The 19,104-nt window shown below is 58.3% G+C and carries 20 protein-coding genes; 15 read left to right on the forward strand and 5 right to left on the reverse strand.

All coding sequences use genetic code 11. The features are described 5' to 3' along the window. The first annotated feature begins 102 nt into the window (after positions 1 to 102). Together JAO29_RS21835 and JAO29_RS21840 are read left to right on the forward strand one after the other, a co-directional pair. Complete coding sequence (locus JAO29_RS21835; protein WP_334270424.1) at positions 103 to 729, forward strand: RNA polymerase sigma factor; 627 nt, start codon at positions 103 to 105, stop codon at positions 727 to 729. Beyond that, complete coding sequence (locus JAO29_RS21840; RefSeq protein WP_334270396.1) at positions 726 to 968, forward strand: anti-sigma factor family protein; 243 nt, start codon at positions 726 to 728, stop codon at positions 966 to 968. Before JAO29_RS21835 ends, JAO29_RS21840 begins: the two co-directional genes overlap by 4 nt. Here JAO29_RS21840 and JAO29_RS21845 read toward each other — a convergent pair. The 4 genes from JAO29_RS21845 to JAO29_RS21860 form a co-directional block, all read right to left on the reverse strand. Beyond that, positions 965 to 1,351 carry a DUF779 domain-containing protein gene (locus JAO29_RS21845; protein ID WP_334270397.1) on the reverse strand — a complete coding sequence of 129 codons (387 nt, stop codon included), beginning with the start codon at positions 1,349 to 1,351 and terminating at the stop codon, positions 965 to 967. The genes JAO29_RS21840 and JAO29_RS21845 overlap by 4 nt on opposite strands. A 4-nt stretch (positions 1,352 to 1,355) precedes the next feature. After that, positions 1,356 to 2,885, reverse strand: a complete 1,530-nt coding sequence (gene adh, locus JAO29_RS21850) for an aldehyde dehydrogenase (RefSeq protein ID WP_334270398.1) — start codon at positions 2,883 to 2,885, stop codon at positions 1,356 to 1,358. Between the two features lie 175 nt (positions 2,886 to 3,060). Next, positions 3,061 to 3,756: a lipid-binding SYLF domain-containing protein gene (locus JAO29_RS21855; RefSeq protein WP_334270399.1), complete on the reverse strand. Its 696-nt coding sequence runs from the start codon at positions 3,754 to 3,756 to the stop codon at positions 3,061 to 3,063. Between the two features lie 255 nt (positions 3,757 to 4,011). Beyond that, positions 4,012 to 4,731 (reverse strand): SDR family NAD(P)-dependent oxidoreductase, encoded by a 720-nt coding sequence (locus JAO29_RS21860; RefSeq protein ID WP_334270400.1) that lies wholly within the window; start codon positions 4,729 to 4,731, stop codon positions 4,012 to 4,014. A 99-nt stretch (positions 4,732 to 4,830) separates the two neighbouring features. On the opposite strand from JAO29_RS21860, the gene JAO29_RS21865 reads away from it, so the two are divergent. From JAO29_RS21865 to JAO29_RS21925, 13 genes are all read left to right on the forward strand, one after another. Further along, entirely contained in the window at positions 4,831 to 6,225 is a 1,395-nt protein-coding gene (locus JAO29_RS21865; protein ID WP_334270401.1) for an FAD-containing oxidoreductase, read from the forward strand. Positions 6,226 to 6,452: 227 nt separating this feature from the next. After that, complete coding sequence (locus tag JAO29_RS21870; protein WP_334270402.1) at positions 6,453 to 6,641, forward strand: hypothetical protein; 189 nt, start codon at positions 6,453 to 6,455, stop codon at positions 6,639 to 6,641. Positions 6,642 to 6,736: 95 nt separating this feature from the next. Continuing rightward, complete coding sequence (locus JAO29_RS21875; RefSeq protein WP_334270403.1) at positions 6,737 to 7,669, forward strand: dienelactone hydrolase family protein; 933 nt, start codon at positions 6,737 to 6,739, stop codon at positions 7,667 to 7,669. A 241-nt stretch (positions 7,670 to 7,910) separates the two neighbouring features. Beyond that, positions 7,911 to 8,240: a PadR family transcriptional regulator gene (locus JAO29_RS21880; RefSeq protein ID WP_334270404.1), complete on the forward strand. Its 330-nt coding sequence runs from the start codon at positions 7,911 to 7,913 to the stop codon at positions 8,238 to 8,240. Further along, positions 8,237 to 8,959, forward strand: coding sequence for a hypothetical protein (locus JAO29_RS21885; protein WP_334270405.1), 723 nt, complete (start codon positions 8,237 to 8,239; stop codon positions 8,957 to 8,959). Before JAO29_RS21880 ends, JAO29_RS21885 begins: the two co-directional genes overlap by 4 nt. Beyond that, positions 8,944 to 9,462, forward strand: a complete 519-nt coding sequence (locus tag JAO29_RS21890) for a (2Fe-2S)-binding protein (protein ID WP_334270406.1) — start codon at positions 8,944 to 8,946, stop codon at positions 9,460 to 9,462. The genes JAO29_RS21885 and JAO29_RS21890 overlap by 16 nt, the downstream gene beginning before the upstream one ends. A gap of 12 nt (positions 9,463 to 9,474) precedes the next feature. Beyond that, the gene (locus tag JAO29_RS21895; RefSeq protein WP_334270407.1) at positions 9,475 to 11,817 is read left to right on the forward strand and encodes a xanthine dehydrogenase family protein molybdopterin-binding subunit; all 2,343 of its coding nucleotides are present in this window, start codon (positions 9,475 to 9,477) and stop codon (positions 11,815 to 11,817) included. 391 nt (positions 11,818 to 12,208) lie between these two features. Then, positions 12,209 to 12,952 (forward strand): cytochrome b/b6 domain-containing protein, encoded by a 744-nt coding sequence (locus JAO29_RS21900; protein WP_334270408.1) that lies wholly within the window; start codon positions 12,209 to 12,211, stop codon positions 12,950 to 12,952. Then, positions 12,946 to 14,187 carry a molybdopterin-dependent oxidoreductase gene (locus JAO29_RS21905; RefSeq protein WP_334270409.1) on the forward strand — a complete coding sequence of 414 codons (1,242 nt, stop codon included), beginning with the start codon at positions 12,946 to 12,948 and terminating at the stop codon, positions 14,185 to 14,187. The genes JAO29_RS21900 and JAO29_RS21905 overlap by 7 nt, the downstream gene beginning before the upstream one ends. 38 nt (positions 14,188 to 14,225) lie before the next feature. Further along, positions 14,226 to 14,993, forward strand: coding sequence for a class I SAM-dependent methyltransferase (locus tag JAO29_RS21910; protein ID WP_334270410.1), 768 nt, complete (start codon positions 14,226 to 14,228; stop codon positions 14,991 to 14,993). Next, entirely contained in the window at positions 14,993 to 15,748 is a 756-nt protein-coding gene (locus JAO29_RS21915; protein WP_334270411.1) for a TIGR04282 family arsenosugar biosynthesis glycosyltransferase, read from the forward strand. The genes JAO29_RS21910 and JAO29_RS21915 overlap by 1 nt, the downstream gene beginning before the upstream one ends. After that, positions 15,739 to 17,160 carry a glycosyltransferase family 87 protein gene (locus tag JAO29_RS21920; protein WP_334270412.1) on the forward strand — a complete coding sequence of 474 codons (1,422 nt, stop codon included), beginning with the start codon at positions 15,739 to 15,741 and terminating at the stop codon, positions 17,158 to 17,160. The genes JAO29_RS21915 and JAO29_RS21920 overlap by 10 nt, the downstream gene beginning before the upstream one ends. Then, complete coding sequence (locus JAO29_RS21925; RefSeq protein ID WP_334270413.1) at positions 17,157 to 17,855, forward strand: glycosyltransferase family 2 protein; 699 nt, start codon at positions 17,157 to 17,159, stop codon at positions 17,853 to 17,855. The genes JAO29_RS21920 and JAO29_RS21925 overlap by 4 nt, the downstream gene beginning before the upstream one ends. On the opposite strand, the gene JAO29_RS21930 is transcribed toward JAO29_RS21925, so the two are convergent. Continuing rightward, positions 17,856 to 18,986: an NAD-dependent epimerase/dehydratase family protein gene (locus JAO29_RS21930; protein WP_334270414.1), complete on the reverse strand. Its 1,131-nt coding sequence runs from the start codon at positions 18,984 to 18,986 to the stop codon at positions 17,856 to 17,858. Between the last annotated feature and the right edge of the window lie 118 nt (positions 18,987 to 19,104).

The following is a 19,104-nucleotide window of genomic DNA, read 5'->3' on the forward strand; positions in this document are numbered from 1 at the left end:
AGACGATTTGGTCGGGAGGTGAGGGGGGATTTACTATTGTGCAAGGCGTTAGAAAAGCTGAGCCACAGAGGCTCAGGCAGGATTTGACGCACCTTTTTAGTGATGCCAGCCATCCAATCTCCAGGAACGGAAGAGATTCATCCCGACGTAGCTCTGGTGGAGCGCGCGCGGGAGGGTGACACAGCTGCCTTTGAGAAGCTGGTCAGGCAGTACGAACGCCAGATCTTCCGAGTAGCGCAGCATATTACTCAAAACCGTGAAGACGCCGAAGACATCACGCAGGACACCTTCCTCAAGGCTTACGAGAAGCTGGAGCAGTTCCAGGGAAACTCGAAGTTCTCGACTTGGCTGGTCCGGATTGCGGTCAACGAGAGTCTCATGCGGCTGCGCAAGCGCAAGACCAGCAAAACCGTCTCCATGGATGAAGACGTCCAGACGGAGGAAGGATCGATCCCTCGCGACTTTGCCGAGTGGCGACCCAATCCTGAGCAGATCTTCGATCAGAACGAACTCAACGACATCCTTCGAAGGACCATCCAGGGACTTCCCCCCGGTTTCCGCACTGTATTTACCCTGCGGGACATCGAAAACCTCTCTACGGAAGAGACAGCGGAGGCACTCGGCTTGAGTATCCCCGCGGTTAAGTCTCGTCTGTTACGCGCTCGGCTACAATTGCGCGAACGTCTGAGCAGGTACTTCCGCCAGCGGAAAGAAGGACAACCCGCATGAACTGCACCGATTTTCTTAGCCAGCTTACCGACTACTTCGACGGCCAGATCAGCCCCGAACTTCTTGAAGAGGTTCGTACGCATCTGGCAGGCTGCAGCCACTGCGAGGTTGTACTAAACACGACGCGGCAGACGATCGAGGTCTATCGCGGGAACGAGATCTATGAGATCTCCGACGCTCTCCAGGAGCGGCTGCACTCTGCCATCATGACCAAGTGCCTGGAGAAGAAGCGCGCCTAGATTCGCCCCGCAGCCCTGAGAGCTTCAATCTCTTCCTCCCGAAAGACCCTTGACCGGATGAGGAATCTCACCCCCTCCGGACCCTCCAGCGAAAACATTCCTCCCCTTCCCGGCACCACGTCGAGGATGAGCTGCGTGTGTTTCCAGTATTCGAACTGGGGACGGCTGATATAAAACGGCGTTTCGTCCACCTCACCGAGAAGAACGTCGCTGTCGCCGACCAGGAACTCGCCTCGTGGATAGCACATGGGGGAGCTGCCGTCACAGCAGCCTCCCGACTGATGGAACATCAGCTCCCCCTGCTTTGCCTTCAGCGCCTTGATCAGCTCGATCGCGGCGTTCGTGGCAAGGACCTGCAGTGGAATCTCCGTCGTCGTTGCCATAGCTTTAGAAGAAGCCCATCGCCTTGGGGCTATAGCTGATGAGCTGGTTCTTGGTCTGCTGGTAGTGGTCGAGCATGAGCTTGTGGTTTTCGCGCCCGATGCCGGACTGCTTGTAGCCACCGAAGGCGGCGTGCGCAGGATAGAGGTGGTAGCAGTTGGTCCACACCCTTCCAGCCTGAATGGCGCGACCGAAGCGGTAGGCGCGATTCAGGTCCCGGGTCCAGATACCGGCTCCCAGACCGTAGAGGGTGTCGTTGGCGATGGCGAGAGCTTCGTCGTCGTCCTTGAAGGTGGTAACCGAGACGACGGGACCGAAGATCTCCTCCTGGAAGATGCGCATCCTGTTATTGCCTTTGAAGACGGTCGGCTCGATGTAGAAGCCCTCGGCGAGATCGCCGTCGAGCGAGGCGCGCTTGCCGCCGGTGAGGACCTCGGCGCCTTCCTGTCTGCCGATGTCGAGGTAGGAGAGGATCTTTTCCATCTGCTCGGTGGAGGCCTGCGCGCCGATCATGGTGGACTTATCCAGAGGATTTCCCTGCTTGATGGCCTTCACGCGCTTGACGGCGTGCTCCATGAAGCGATCGTAGATGGACTCCTGCACGAGCGCGCGGGAGGGGCAAGTGCAGACCTCGCCCTGATTGAGGGCGAACATGGCGAAGCCCTCGAGGCATTTGTCGAAGAAGTCGTCGTCCTCACGCATGGTATCGGCGAAGAAGATGTTCGGGGACTTTCCGCCGAGCTCGAGCGTGACCGGGATGATGTTCTGCGACGCGTACTGCATGATGAGGCGGCCGGTCGTCGTCTCCCCGGTGAAGGCGATCTTGGCGATCCTTGGGCTGGAGGCGAGCGGCTTCCCTGCCTCGAGACCGAAGCCGTTGACGACGTTCAGGACGCCGGGAGGAAGGAGGTCCTGGATGAGTTCCATCAGAACAAGGATGGAGAGAGGCGTCTGCTCGGCGGGCTTGAGGACGACGGCGTTTCCGGCCGCGAGCGCAGGTGCGAGCTTCCAGGTCGCCATCAGCAAGGGGAAGTTCCAGGGGATGATCTGGCCTACGACGCCGAGGGGCTCGTGGTAGTGATAGGCCACGGTGGTCTCGTCGATCTCGGCGATCGATCCCTCCTGGGCACGGATGCAGCCGCCAAAGTAGCGGAAGTGATCGATGGCGAGAGGAAGATCGGCTGCCATGGTCTCGCGGATCGGTTTGCCGTTGTCCCAGGTCTCGACCGTGGCAAGCATCTCGAGATTGTCTTCCATGCGCTGGGCGATCCTCTCAAGGATGTGCGCACGCTCAGCCTGCGAGGTCTTGCCCCATGCCGTCTTCGCCGCATGAGCGGCATCGAGGGCGCGGTCAACGTCTGCCGCGTTCGAGCGCGGGATTTCGCAGAGAACCTGTCCCGTAACCGGCGTTACGTTCTCGAAGTACTGTCCTGAGGCGGGAGCCACCCACTCGCCGCCGATGAAATTCTCATATCTCGGGCGTATCGAGACCGGATATCCATACTCCCCCGGCCGAAGCGCTGTCATCGTTGCCATTCTGGTCCACTCCTTCGCAGTCGACTAGCGACACCGCGAGATTGTAGACCCGCGGAGGTACGACTGTCACAGTGGCGTTGGAAGGGCAGGCGGAGAGATCGCCAATAAAGGAAAAAGGCTTCAGCGAGGGAGGCAATCCCGGTCGCTGAAGCCTTTAGGTTAGTGCCGCAACGGCTTAGGGCTTGCGCTGGGGCGAGATCTTGTGGAGTTCTGAAAGCAGCAGGCTCGCTGAAGGAGGAGCCTTGACCTCGTGCTTGAACACGATGTCCTTTGCACTCACGTCGTGCCCATAGAGGTGCTTGTTGGCGTCATCGTCTGCGCGCATGGTGGATCCCGTCAGGGATACGCCAGCGAAGAGGCCTTGGGCTCGCGACCACGACAGGATCTCAGCCTTCAGGACGACGTCAGTCTCGGCGCTAAGGTTGCGGCCTACCGGACCAGCTGCAGCCGAAGCATCGCCGCCGATCTTTACCTTGCTGGAGAGAACAGAGTTCGCGCCCTTCTCGTTCATGATGAGAAGAACGAAATCAGTCGCCTGACCGCCGATCTGTAAGCCGAAGCTCGCGCCTTCGAGCGCCATCATTGCCGGTGCGCTCCAGGGGCCTTTGAAGGTAGCGCCGGTCCGGCAGGTCATAACTCCGCGTCCATAGCTTCCACCCACAATGAAAGCAGCTTTCTTTACAGATGGGTAGATCACCACACACTCGGCCTTATCCACCAGATCATGCGGAATTCCCTTGTCGGGCGATTCAAGAATGTCCCTCAGAACCTCTCCTGAGGCCTTAACCCGGTCTTCTTCTTTGTCCTGAGCGTTGGCCACCATGGGTAGCACCAGCAGGAAGCCTAACGATAGACATGCAATTTTCTTCATCTTTCTCTCCTTGACCTTCTGTTCCATTTCGTCAGGGCGAACCCCCGTGTATGCCTACCGACTTACCACAGCACTGCCGGATCGGAGAACGTCGCTGCGAATACGACGTATCTTTCGTTGTTTCAGTTGCTTTGAAGTTCAAATGGGCTCCCAGGAGACCTTGGAAGCCGGGCCAGAGTATCACGCCACAAATCATTGGCGAGCAAGCTTTTACATCCAGCAACGCGTCTCCCGGAAAGCTCTCTGTCCGGTGACTTAGCCATTGCCGTACACAGGCACTGAGGCTCCATGGACAACCTTTGCCTCATCGCTCGCCAGAAACAGGATGACCCGGGCGATATCCTCCGGCTTCGGCCATTTTGAAAAATCGGCACTCGACATGGCCTCACGATTGGCTGCGGTGTCGATAATGCTGGGCAGAACCGTGTTGACCCTGATGCCGGTGCCTCTCACGTCTTCGGCAAGCGAATCCATCAGTGCGACGGCCGCAGCCTTGGAAGCAGCATAGGCAGAGGCTCCTGCGGCATGTTCGATGGCTGCTTTCGACGCAATGTTGATGAACGCGCCGCTTCCCTGCTTCAGCATTACCGGAATCGTCGCCTGCGCGAGGACGAATCCTGTTCGAAGGTTGAGATCCAGCATTCTTTCAAACACCTCTGCTTCGACCTCCCAGACCTTCAAGCCACCCACGTAAGCACCCACCGTATTTACAACTGCGTCGAGAGAGCCATGGCGAGTAATGATTGCCTGGACGAGCGCCGCGACTGAGGACGGCTCCAAGGCATCCGCCTCCATCCCTTCCAGCAGCGCAGCTTTTGCTCCTGCCCTCGCTTGCAGCTCGCTCAACTCCTGCCGGTTCCGATAGGTCACAATCACCTTCGCACCTTCGGCGAGGAAGGTAAGGGTGACGCTTTTACCCAGGCCGCCGGTTCCGCCCACAACAAGAACGGTCTTCCCTTGACAATGTATCTGCATCTTCGCCCCTCGATTGGCACAGCTTCTTCTATCACAGGCTTCCCTGCCGCCCCATTTATTCCAGTCGTCAGCCTCGTGGCTGCTGATAGTCTCCCATCTATGGAACCGAAACAGTTCGACGCCATCATCGTCGGTGCGGGGCAGGCTGGACCTTCTCTCGCCGGGCGGCTCGCGCAGGCCGGACGCAAGGTCGCCATCGTGGAACGAAAGCTCTTCGGAGGAACGTGCGTCAATACCGGATGCACTCCGACCAAGACGCTCATCGCCAGCGCCTATGTCGCGCATAAGGCGCGGACGGCCGACTCCTATGGCATCGAAGTGACCGGTCCTGTGAAGGCCGATATGAAGGCGGTCAAGGCGCGCAAAGACTCCGTGCTTTTAAAGTCGCGCAACGGCATTGAAACCTGGCTGCGCGACATGGAAAATTGCACGGTCTTCACGGACCACGCCCGCTTTGTTTCACCGACGCGGATGAGCGTGGGCGGGGAGCTTATCACCGCGCCGCAGATCTTTCTTAACGTCGGAGGCCGCGCCGTCATACCCGACATGCCAGGCGCCAAAGATGTTCCTTTCCTCACCAACACCAGCATCCTCGAGCTCGAGACCCTGCCGAAGCACCTCGCCATCGTCGGAGGAAGTTACATCGGCATCGAGTTCGCTCAGGCATTTCGCCGCTTCGGCACCGAGGTGACCATCGTCGAGATGAGCTCTCGGCTGGCCCATAACGAAGATGAGGACGTCTCTGCCGCGATCAAAGAGATCCTGGAGAAGGAAGGAATTCGCATCCGGCTGAATGCGGAGTGTATCGAGCTGCATCCCGGACCGGAAGGTGTCTCGGTGCATGTCAGCTGCAGTGAAGATCCATCCTCTACCGACGCCTCCCACGTTTTGCTGGCCGTCGGCCGACGCCCCAACACCGATGATCTCGGATTGGAAAACGCGGACGTTGCCCTGGACAAGCGAGGCTATATCCAGGTGGACGACCAGCTTCGCACCAACGTCCCGGGCATATGGGCGATGGGAGACTGCAACGGCCAGGGAGCTTTCACGCATACCGCCTACAACGACTTTGAGATCGTCGCCGCCAACCTGCTCGACAACGATCCTCGACGAGTCAGCGACCGTATCCTCACCTATGCCATGTTTATGGATCCACCGCTGGCGCGTGTCGGTATGACGGAGCGCCAGGTGCGCGAGTCGGGCAAGCCGGCTCTGATTGGAACGCGACCCATGACCAAGGTTAATCGCGCGGTCGAAAAAGGCGAGAGCGACGGCTTTATGAAGATCCTGGTCGATGCGGAGAGCAAGCAGATTCTTGGCGCATCCATTCTCGGCGTGGGAGGAGACGAAGCCATCCACTGCATCACCGATGTCATGTATGCGCGCGCGCCTTACACCACGATTCAGCGCGCCGTGCACATTCATCCGACCGTCGCCGAGCTGATCCCGACTGTGCTGGGCGATCTCAAGCCCCTGGAATCAGCTAAGCCGTAGAAGACGAAGGACGACGGGCTGACGATAGCCGTTTCACTGAGCCAATGTTTCGACTCAGGTCTAATCATGTTTGATCAGTCCATTGGCCTGTTGTCGCCAACTGAGTTCACAAATGCCGATTACAGCCGGATCAGTGAAGTCGATTCCGGTACTTATTTCACTCTTCGACCGAACTTTTAGATTCGAGGAAACGTAAAGCACAGAAACCAGCTACAGAAGGACTCGAAATGTGGCTCCGCAAACTGGCGTTCTGTGCTTTTCTGACACTTGGATGTTTTCATGACTCGCTCGGCGAGAACTACGCGACCCGCTTCCCTGTGGAGCATGGACCCTATGCAGTCGGTCTCAAGGTCGTTGAGCAGTACGACCGGGACGAGCTTTCGGGCCGGAAGCTGGCAAGATTGATCCCCAGGTAAAGAACGAGCACCCCCGACCCCTGCAAACCCTCGTCTGGTATCCGGCGCAGAAGACTACGCGTCCTGCGATGACGATGGGAGACTACCTGGCTCTAATGGCGACCCAGGTGAGCTTCGGTGCACCCCAAAAGACGCGAGATCAAGACCTGCTAAAGACCTGGTTGCAATCCTCTGCTGGGCAATCGCTCTTCGCTGTGCGCGATGCTCCAATGCAGGAAGAGCGATATCCAGTCGTTGTGTACGCTCCTAGCTTCAGCTCGATGGCATGGGAGAACGCCGATTTGTGCGGGTACCTCGCCAGCTATGGTTACGTTGTGTTGGCCAGCCCCGGTATGGGAGAAAAGTCTGTCGAATCCACTCACGACCTGGCAGGAGTGGACGCTCAAGCTCGTGATGTGTCCTTTTTGATTACCTACGCCGGCACCCTGCCCGACACTGACATGACCAGGGTAGCGGCCATCGGGTTTAGCTGGGGTGGTCTGTCGAACTTGTTTGCCGCGTCCCGCGACAAGCGCATCAAAGCACTCGTTTCCCTCGACGGCAGCGAGCGCTATTTCCCGGGTCTTGTGAAGGCGTCAGGGACAGTCCATCCTGATCAGATGTCGATTCCGCTCCTCTATTTCGAAGAAGGCAATCAGTCGTTAGAAGATCAAGATCGTCTTAATAGCCGCTTCCATGCGGACGGACCGAGTGTACTGAATCAATGGGTTCGAGGTGACCTGATTACCATTCGCATGCTCGGTCTATTCCACCCAGAATTTTGTTCCATCGCCTATCGAAATGCGGAGCTCTGGGACCATGAGCTGCCGAATCAGCAGATAGCGGATTACGATCGTGCTGACGGTCTAGTTGGCTACTCCTTGGTGATGCGCTACACGAAAGCTTTTCTGGATTCGTACCTCAAGAGCGATACGGCGGCGGCCACCTTTCTGAAGGCGCAGCCCGGCATGAATGCGGTCCCAAGGCACACGATGTCCATCAAGATCAAACGATCTACTGCTGTCGACAATGGGCCATCCAGTCGGTGAGTCCCGCGGAAACGCGCTCGTGGTCAGCAGTCCGCGGCTTAACAAGACTCTGCACAACAGGAAGCCAAACTCCCATCGTCTGTACCGCTTCGTCTCATCGCCAACTGAAGCTCCACCTGCGGTTGCGCCAATCCGATGTGAGTGTGACTTCCTGCAAGTCGCTTGACCTTGCGTCAGGTAGGAAGGCAACAATTTCGTGATGCTTGACAACGCTCTCCATTAGACCCACAATGTAGTTCTTATGGTCGGTGAGTTTGAATACGTACTTCTTACGGCCGCTGCGACGCTTGGCGACGATGCCTATGGCGCGGCTATTCGTCAGCAGATCGAGAGCACTACTGGCCGACGCTGTTCCATCGGTGCGCTCTACACCACCATTGATCGTCTGGAGTCAAAAGGCCTGGTTGCCACCTGGATGGGGGAAGCCACGTCGGAGCGTGGCGGCCGCGCCAAGCGAATGGTGCGGCTCACTCCACAGGGCGTTCGCGCCGCTAAGGATTTCTACAACGCGATCATCCGCGTCAGCCGAAAGGCATCCTGGGCGGTCGAAGGTCGAAAGGGGACGGTATGAGCCTTTCATCGAGTGTGCTTCGAGCTGTCTCGGGATTGCTCACACCGCACGAGCGCGAAGCAGTCCTCGGCGATTTCGCGGAGCTCGGTGCCAATGACTGGCGAAGCATCGCCGATATCCTGGATCTTTACTTTCGTCGCCGCATTATGCTCTGGAAGAGCTGGCGACCATGGCTCGCCGCCTTTGGTCTTGCCATCCCATCAAGCCTTACGCTCATGGGTCTCTCTGTCTCGATCGCGCAGTCTGGTCAACGCTGGATCAATGCGTGTGTACTCAACGGGGCGCAGGTCACCTTGGGCCCGGGGTTTGCCCTCCTGCTCTCGAATATCGTGTTGCTTGTCGCGTGGTCCTTCACCGGGGCTTTCGTTATGGGATCGATCTCGCGCCGCACTGTTCGCATAAGTGTTGCGCTCTCGTTCGTGCCCTGCGCCTTCTGCCTCGCGCGTTTTCGCATCGAATCACTCTCACGGCTCTGCCTTCTCCTGTTCATGATTCCAGCAGCCTGGGGACTTGCTCACGGTCTGCGCTTCGCTCATATCCGTCTGCGCTCTGCCATCTTTCTAGCGGCAATCATCACGGTGCTGACCATCCCGGCATGGACCAGCAAGGGCGCATGGCTTCCCAACTGGGCATTAAGCTGGCCCGCATGGTATCTCGTCGCAACCGCGTCTCGCAGTGCTGGCTCGCTCAAGGACCGTAACCCATGGCAGACCAACTAACTCTCAATGTCAACGGACACGACTGCGTCGTCACGGCGGCAGCAGAGACTCCCTTGCTCTATGTCCTCAGAAACGAGCTGAGACTCAGCGGACCTCGTTATGGCTGCGGTCTCGCCCAGTGCGGTGCCTGCGCCGTTCTCGTCGACGGCACAGAGGTGCGCTCCTGCATCACACCTGCCGCCGCAGCTGCAGGCAAGAAACTCACTACCATCGAAGGCCTGCCTTCACTCTGGGCGCAGAGCAAAGGTACTGCTGCGGGTTCCAGCCCACTCCATCCTGTACAGCAGGCATGGATCGACGAACAGGTGCCACAGTGCGGTTATTGCCAGAGCGGCATGATGATCGCTGCCGTCGAGTTGCTTTCCACTAATCCCACGCCAAGTGTGGCGCAGATTAAGGATGCATATACCAACAAGCCTCCATCACCCCACCTCTGCCGCTGCGGAACCTACGCCGCCATCATCCGCGCGGTGCAGCGAGCTTCCTCTGTAATGAAAGCCTGATCAGGCATCGTTATGAATATTGCGCTTCCCTCTTCGATCCCGCCATCCTCCCGAACGCTTCTTCCTCGGCTGACCCGGCGTGGCTTTCTGCAGACCGGAGGTGTGCTCATCGTCTCACTCGCCACACCACGGCTCCGCGCGCAGGCATCGCAGGCTGGACCCTCGCGCTCTATCTCCATTGCTTCCTGGCTTGAGCTGCGCGACGACGGCACAATTGTCGTTCGCACCGGCCGCACCGAAATCGGTACGGGTATGAGCGGCTTCTACCCTCAGATCATCGCAGAAGAGCTCTGCGTTCGTCCGGAGATCATCAAGCTCATCATGGGCGACACCGATTGCACACCCGACGGCGGGTACTCTGCCGGCTTCCTCACGGGAGCCGACAACTTGCGCAAGGTCGGTGCCTATACTTACCAGGCACTCCTGCGCCTTGCCTCAAAGAAGCTCCGCACGCCTGTTGAGTCCCTTACCGTGGAAGATGGTGTGGTCTCCGGAAACGGACACAAGATCGGCTACACCGAGCTTGTGCGCAACCAGCGACTTGACCTCACCATTCCCGTCTCCGGCGAACCCGCCAGCGTCGATCCCAAATCATGGAACGGTGTCTCCGGCCTCGACGGACTCGTCGTGCTGGGCAATCCTCCTACGCGCCCGGTGAGCAAGTACAAGATCATCGGAACCTCAAATCCCATGCCTGGCATTCCCGACAAGGTCACCGGCCGCACTCAGTGGACCTGCGATGTCGCTCTGCCCAACATGCTGCACGCCCGTATGGTGCGTCCGCCTACGCTTGGTTCAACACTTATCTCCGCAGGCAACCTCGATAAGGCGAGATTCCCCGATGCGCAGGTTATCGTGAAGAAGAACCTAGTTGCCGTCGTTTCCCCCAATGAGTGGGAGGCCGTAACGGCATCGCAAGTTGTTGCCTCCGACACCAAATGGACCGAGTGGACAGGTCTTCCCACCAGCGACAAACTCACTGAGACACTTCGCAGCTACAAATGGACCGCTCCCTCCGAGGGCAGAGGCAGCATCGAAGAGACAGCGGCTGCGCTTAGTACATCCGCAAAGCAGATCTCGGCGGCTTACGAGCAGCCCTTCGTCAAGCACGCGCCCATCGGTCCTTTCGTCGCCGTCGCGGATGTTCGTCCTGACGGTTCTGTTACCGTCTGGTCGCACTCTGCCAACTCTCAGGGCCTGCGAGCGCAGATCGCCAATACGCTTTCAACATCTGTCGATAAGGTTGTCGTGCGCTGGCTCGATCATGCCGGGCAGTTCGGCCGCACTACCTTCGGGGGCGATGGTGCCGAAGGCGATGCGGCGATCCTTTCTCAGATCACAGGCAAACCGATACGCGTGCAGTGGACGCTGCAGGACGACTTCGCGTGGTCGGCCAGTTCTCCTGGCTGGGTGGAAGACATTACCTGCGGCATCGATATCGATAACCGCATTACAGCGGTCAAGAGCTCCTTCTACTCGCCGCAAACCAACGACGCTCGCATTGTAGGCGCCATCCTGGCAGGCGCACCCACCAGCCAACCCAAGCCCGGCTATTGGATCGCGACCGAGTGGCCTTACGACCGCATTGCGCATCGTCGCGAAGAGGTCTACGGTATGCCTAACCTTGGTGCGGACTCACCCAGCGGCATCGGCATGCGCGGACTCATCATGCGCACGCCTGGTCAACGCCAGCAGAACTTCGCGCTGGAATCGCTACTGAACGAAGCCGCAGCCGCCACAGGCATCGACCCTATCGCCTTCCGCCTCGATCACACCAGCGATCAGCGTCTCATCGAACTGGTTCGCGCAACGGCTAAGGCCGCGGACTGGGAGCCACGACCATCGCCAAATCCCAACGCGAGCAGCGCAGACGCACAGCAACTGCACGGCCGTGGCATGTGTCTCATGGTTCGTCAGAACTCCTGCTGGGCTGGCATCGCAGAGATCATCGTCACGCCCTCCACCGGCGTCATCCAGGTGACGAAGTTCACGATCGGTGCAGACCCCGGCAAGATCATCAACCCTCGCCAGCTCGAGCGCTGCATGCTAAGCGGCGTTGTCATGGGTATCAGCGAAGCGCTCAAGGAAGAGGTCACTTTCGACACCGGAAAGATCACCAGCACCCTTTGGTCCAGCTACAAGATTCTCACCATGGCCGAGATGCCCGAAATCAAGATTGTGCAGATTTCGCGTGACGATAAAGGCTACGGCGGAGGCTCAGAGGCCGCTAACGCGGTGTGCCCTCCCGCGATCGCGGCGGCTTTCCACGACGCCACAGGCATTCACCCTCGTCGAATCCCTCTGACACCGGCTTATGTCAATCGCCTACTTCAGATAGCAAGAACTGCTTCGTAACCATTTAAGATCGTCTAAGTTTTCCTTTGGACGAAACACCGAATGGAAGTTCCATTTCTTAGTTGACCGATTCCCAAGGCACTCATCGAAATAGCAGATCAAGTCCTTATATGCGAGGAACGCTGACTGAGACAAGCTTCATGGTCTTTCGCTTTCCTTGCGACTTAGACCGTAATTCCGTCGTGTTACTTTGCCAATCCGGAAGCTCTTCGTGTAGAGAGCCTGCGACAAGAGAATGCAGCCTGCGTCCGGAATTCAACTGTTTACCCAGCACGGCTTCCCTCGCCGGCGTTAAATAACTCCACAAAAGAACGCGACCGCTGTAACCTTTGAACGCGAACGGACTCAAACGGTCAAACTGGCGTCTTTTACCCGGAAGACCCTGTACAACATGAAGCCAAGTTCCCCATCGTCCGCACCGCTTCGTCTCGACCGCAAGCACCCGCTTGCGATTCGATGGATGCATTGGATCAACTTCCCAATCCTCTTCATCATGATCTGGAGCGGGCTCCTAATCTATTGGAACGATTCGGACAACGCCTACCGCCACCCTCACGCGATCTACCGCATCGGTCTTGGGAAGGTCACCCTGTTTCGCTTCTTTCCTGAGTGGTTCTGGAAGGCCATCCATGCGCCGTATCACGTGACTCAGGGGCTGGGGCACCACTTCTTCTTCATGTGGATCTTCGCCGCCAACGGTGTGGCTTATGTCATCTTTCTGGCGCTCTCGGGAGAGTGGCGGTTTCTTCTGCCGCAGCGACGCAGTCTGTCCGAGGCCATTCAGGTCACTCTCGCCGATCTTCACCTGCGAAAAACAGTACCGCCGCAGACCAAGTACAACGCCGCCCAGCGTATCGCCTACACGGCCGTTATCCTCATGGGGTTCGGTATGCTCGCTACCGGCGCTGCCATCTACAAACCGACGCAGTTGCACTGGCTCACTACGATCCTCGGCGGATACGAGATGGCACGATGGGAACACTTCTGGATCACCATGGGCTTTGTGGGATTCTTCGTGGTGCACGTGGTCCAGGTCATCCTAGCCGGATGGAACAACTTCCGCAGCATGGTGAGCGGGCTGGAGATCAAGAACGAAGACGATGTGTCCCTCGAGGCAGAAAGGAAGTCATGGTGACGCCGGAGCCAGAGGAGCAGAAATCTTCAAACGTCGAATCCCCGCCAGAAGATGGCATCGTCGACTCCTCATTCGCGCATCCGGAGGAGATGGCGCACGAGAATGACTCTTTCCCGCCTGACGCCTCCGGAGCAGAAGGCAGCAGGCAAGGTGAAACAGGAGTTCCATCGTCGCTGCAAGACCAACCCCCGGCACAGTCATCCCCCGACGACTCAGATGCTGAAGATCCGCAAACCGCCCTCGATCAGGCAAACGAAACCGCCCTTGCGGAGTCGCGACGCCGCACTCGTCGCTCGTTCGTCGTCGCAGGTGCGGCAGCAGCGGCCGGGTACGGGGTCTACCACTGGCTGGAGCATCTGCCTGGAAAGGGGATGCAGCCAGCTGGATACCGGAAGGCGTTCGAGACGAATGCCGCCATCTCGCGGGCTCTCTTCAACGATCGCGCTCTCAGCCCGACGTATCCTCTGTCCCGGTCTGAGAATCTCCGCGTCAACGGAGTCTATGGGCTGAAGAAGATGCTCGAACCAGCGAGCTATCGTCTGCAGCTTGTGGGCTCCTCTGCCCCGCCCTCCCATCCTCGATACAGTCGCGATGTCACGGCCTGGCAGTACGTCTACACCGACGACGGCTCCCCGGAAGATCAGGGCCACGATACCAAGACCCCCCCGCCGTCCGCCAACACGTCCGAGAAGATGCCGCCGCTCTCAATGGTCGAGCAGGAGAAGAAACGAGAGAACCGCAGTGGCCGAATGCCTCGCGGCAAAGAAGAGGCCGGAGAGAGCCGCTCTACCCTTCCCGAGGGGACACCTGGCCTGTTGCTTACGATGGAGGACATTCTTAAACTGCCCCGCCATGAACTCGTGACACAGTTCAAATGCATCGAAGGATGGAGCCAGATCGTTCATTGGGCCGGCGTTCGCATGGCCGACTTTATCGAGGCTTATCCCCCCGCGCCGATCCGCGGAAGAGAACCGAGGTACGTTTACATGGAGACACCGGATGGCGATTACTATACTGGCTACGATCTTCAGGTCTGTCGTCATCCCCAAACGCTTCTTGTGACCGAGATGATGGGAGCGCCATTAACGCAGTATCACGGCTCGCCTTTGCGCCTGCACATGCCAACCAAATATGGGTATAAGCAGATCAAACGGATTGGACTGATCAGCTACACCAACAGCAAGCCCGATGACTACTGGACCAAACTCGGTTATGACTGGTATGCCGGACTGTAAACCGCGCAACAGAAACTCTGGGAAGGGCGAACCAAAGCATGAATGATGGCGCGGTCAGTCTAACCAGAACCGAAAACAAGTCGGAGACAGGCAATCTCTTTGACAACTGCGCCTGGCTGTATGCGTTCTGCCGTGAACGTCTCTTTCGTGACCACACCGAAGAGATTGCGCACGCACTGTTCCCCGACGGGGTCGATTCACAATCGATCTCCGTTCTGGAAGTCGGTTGTGGACCTGGCTTCTATGCCCGCCGACTCGCGCAGCGCTTTCCCTCGTTGCGGGTCTGCGGGGTCGATCAATCCACGCGTCTGATCTCCTGGGCTCAGGGACGAGCCTGCTCCGATGAGCTGACGAACTGCCGGTTTGTAGAAGGTGACGTTGAACAGCTCTCTTCCTACATGAAACAGGTCGATGCTGTCGTCAGCTCCCGCCTGCTGCTGGTCGTGGCTGATCGGAGCGCCGTGATCTCGGAGATGTTCCGCGTGTTGAAGCCGGGTGGACGCCTCTTTCTTGCCGAGCCAACTGCCAGCTTTAAGACACAAATCCCTATCTCGCTGATGCGAGTGGTCAATCGTTTCACTTGTCCCTCGCGTCGGCAGATGATCCCGCAGACCGCCGAGATTCTCGCCGCCCAGGATTTCGAGAACCTCATCCACACGCAGCCATGGAAGGATGTGTCGATCAGGATGTTTGGTGACTATCAATGCGCTATCTGCGAGAAGAGCGCAGATGCACACGACATATGCGCTCGTTCTGAGCAACACCAGTGCGGAAGCGTTTCCAACACCTCCCGGAGCGTCGCCTAGTGCCTTATCCGATTCTCGATCCTGCGATGCCGGATGCATCGCTCCAGTCCCTCTGCGCGCTGGCCATCATGGCGAAAGCACCGCGTCCAGGCAAGGTAAAGACGCGCCTCTCCCCTCCATTGACGCCGGAGCAGGCTGCCGCAATCAACACCTGTTTCCTGCGGGACACGACAGAGAATATCGCAAATCTCGCCGCCAAGGCGGAGTGCATGGGTGTGATCTCCTACACTCCCTTGGGCGAGGAGCACCTCTTCGAAGGCCTGCTGCCCGCTGGATATCGCCTCGTTGCGCAGCGCGGCGATGGCTTTGGAGAGCGCCTCCTGACGACAGCACAGGATCTCCTGGCATGCGGATTTTCGTCGGTCTGTCTCATCGATTCGGATTCTCCTACAGTCCCGAGAGAAGCCTTCGCGATGGCCGTCGACGCGTTACACCGGCCCGGCAATCGGATCGTACTTGGACCGTCGCAGGACGGCGGCTATTATCTGATCGGCATGAAGCAGGCACATAAAGAAGTCTTCGACAACATCACCTGGAGCACAGCCAGCGTCTTCGACGAGACCGTAGCAGCGATTCGTGAGATCGGCGTCGAGCTCGTCACGCTGCCGCTCTGGTACGACGTGGATGACGCGGCGACACTCGCAATCCTGAAAGCGGAGCTACTCAACGATCTCCGGCCGGAATTCACCTCGGTTCGCGGTTTTTCTGCGGGACATACCCGGTCTTTTCTGGAGCAGATGGACGGATGCGCGTGAAGCTGAACCAGCTTCCCCTCTGGCCGAAGAGCCGTCCCTGGATCACCAACACGATCCTCTCCGTCCTCGGACTCGGAGTGCTGGGTCTTTCCCGCCAGCTCATCTTGGAATTTCATCACTTCACAATCGGATTCTCCGGCGTCGCGGGCTGGTCTGTCCTTCTCTATGCGCTTGCAGCGGCAGTCATTCTCAAGCTACCCACCGACCGGTTTACCTTCGCACTTGTCATCGGCTTCGGGATCGCCTTCCGCGTGGTCACCCTTATACCAGAGCCCTTCATGTCGTCGGACATCTACCGCTATGCTTGGGACGGTGTCGTGCAACACGCGCACATCTCTCCCTATCGTTACGTTCCCGGCGACCCCGCCCTCGCCTTTCTTCGCAGCCCGAATCAGAATCTCTTCGATCACATCAACCGCCGCGACTACGCTCACACCATCTATCCGCCTGTCGCTCAGTTCCTCTTCTACGTCATCACCTGGTTCAACGGCTCCGTTACTTTCATGAAGCTCGCGATGATCCTCTTCGAGGGTCTCACGGTATACGCGCTCGTCGAGTTGCTTCACGCACTCGGCCGGCGAAGGTCAGAGATACTGCTCTACGCCTGGTGCCCGCTCCTGGTCTGGGAGATTGGCAGCTCTGGCCATCTGGACTCTGCCGCGATGGCATTTATCGCGCTCGCTCTGCTTGCACGGTTTCGCCAACGCCCGATTGCAACCGGCCTCTTTCTTGGAGCGGCGATCCTGATCAAGTTCTATCCCGTAGTCCTTTTTCCGGCACTATGGCAGCGCAAAGACCTCAGAATGCCTGCGACAGTTGTCGCTCTTACAGTGTTTGCATACGCCTGTTATGCGAGTGTGGGCAGCCTCGTCTTCGGATTCCTCGGCGGCTATGTTCATGAGGAAGGCATGGAGTCCGGCTCGCGATATTTCCTGCTCCAGATCATTCAGCACCTGCCCGGTCTTCAGCACATATCCGTACCTGTGTATCTCGCGGTTCTGTTGCTTGCGTTGGCAGGCCTCGCAGTCTGGGTCTGGAGAAGCAGCAACCGCAATCCCGCCCAACATCCAGCTCCATTCTGGACGACGACCTTCCATCTGCCGGAACAGGCCTCGTTCCTTCCAGGAGCTATGTTTCTCGCCTTCGCCATGATGCTGGCCTTCTCTCCCCACTATCCCTGGTACGTGGCGTGGCTGATCCCCTTTTTCGTTCTTCTGCCCAACCTTCCCGTCTTCGCCTATACGCTAGGGCTGTTCTACTTTTCGGCGACCTCACTCGGCGCAGGAACTCCCGAGGCACAATATCGTCTGAACTGCATTCTGTATACGATTGTCCTCATCGCCGCGATGGTTGAGATGTTCCTTCGTCTTCGGCGACATCGCAGCGTCCCGGTCGAAGGCAACAACGCATGACTCCATCCCGAATCTCTGTCATCATCCCTGCACTCAACGAACGCGACTCGATCGGTCACGTAGTCGCCTCGATGCCGTGGTCGAAGATCGCAGAGTGCATCGTGGTCGATAACGGATCGAACGACGGCACCGATGAGGTTGCACGCAACGCAGGAGCCCGGGTCGTGTATGCGCCCAGAGGATATGGATCGGCCTGCAAGGCCGGCGCAGAGGCCGCCCTCACTACCAGCACTATCCTCGTCTACCTCGATGGAGACGGTAGCGACATCATCGACGACCTTCCTCGCATCGTGGCTCCAATAGAAGAAGACAAAGCAGACTTCGTGCTGGGATCCCGAATACGCGGGCATGCGCAGCCTGGCTCCATGCTGGCGAGTCAGGTCTTTGCAGCTCACCTCGTCGGCTCTCTCGTTCGCATCCTCCAGGGCATCCGCTATACCGACATGGGACCCTTCCGGGCTATTCGCCGGTCCAGCTTCAATCAGCTGCCCATGTCTGAGATGACCTATGGATGGAATCTCGAGATGCAGATTCGCGCAGCCCAGCACGAACTGCGCATCGTTGAGATACCTGTCGATTACCGCTGCAGGATCGGAGGCATCAGCAAGGTCTCCGGAAACCTGAATGCCTCCATCAAGGCCGCCACCCGCATCCTCGGAGTCGTGTTCCGGATCGGTCTTTCCCGCCGTCCCTAGCTACTTCGCGATGTTCTGCACGATGCCTTTTTCGCGGAGTCCGGCTTCGGCTTTAGCGAAATAGTCCTCAACAGCTCCCTGTGTCTTGATCCAGTCGATATATCGACCGATGCCCTCTTCCAGCGGAACGCTGGGTTCATAGCCGATCGTGCGAATCCGCGAGATGTCGGAGATAAGAGAGCGAATCTCTCCCGGCCGAAACTCGCCGCGCGCGATGGGATCGATCGCGATCCCAAGTTGCTTCGCGATGATGCCCGCGAGTTCTCTTACACTCGTCGGCCGTCCGCTGCCGACGTTCACCGGAAGCCCATCAAGCTTATCGGTCGTCGCAACCAGAAGATTGGCCTGTGCGATGTCTTCCACAAAACACAGATCGCGCGTCTGGCCTCCGTCTTCATAGATAACCGGTGGCTGCCGGTTCAGCAGACGAGTGCAAAAGATCGCGATGACCCCGGTGTAAGGATTGAACAGGGATTGTCTCGGCCCATAGGTGCACGAATAGCGCAGGGCCACTGTTGGGATTCCGGTTTGCTTGCCCCACAACAGCACCAGCCTCTCCTGATCGACCTTTGTGAGCGCATAGACCGTCTCGCCACCACCAGGAGTTCCCTCCGGTGTAGGAATCGATGTGGTTGGTCTTCCGCATCTGGGACAATGGACCTGGAAGTCCCCTGCACGCAACTGCTCTGCCGGCCGAAGCAACGGGGTCACATGGCCATCGATCTCGCAGTGCGCCGCTCCCTCGCTGTACACGGCCTGGGAGCTCGCGACAACGACCTTCTGAACCGGCAGCTTATGGTCCCGGATGATCTCGAGCATCTGAGCTGTTCCAAAGCTGTTGACCAGGACGTACTTCGCCATCTCCGGCATATAGCCACCGTAGGCGGCTTCGTGAAAGACAACGTCGATGTCAGTCAGCGCAGACCGCATCGTCTCGTAGTCCTGTACGATCCCGCACCTGAACTCAGCTTCAGGATTGATCCAGGCCGGCCTTCCATTCTTATGGGTCTGGGGCTCAAGGTTATCCAGAATGCGAACCTGCCAGCCCTCCCGCACCAGACGATCGACGATATGGGACCCGATCAGTCCAGCTCCACCGGTAACCAAAGCTCGTTTTGGAGCATCGCTCATACGGCAATCATACCGTCCATGCTTTCGCGACTCAGACGGATCGGGCCGGTGTCGCGCGGGTTGCATGTACTTCGAGCCATCATTCCCCGGTGACTCCATGGAAACAGCGTTTCCCTTG

This window comes from Edaphobacter sp. HDX4, from assembly GCF_036877565.1.
Taxonomy (GTDB): Bacteria; Acidobacteriota; Terriglobia; order Terriglobales; family Acidobacteriaceae; genus Edaphobacter.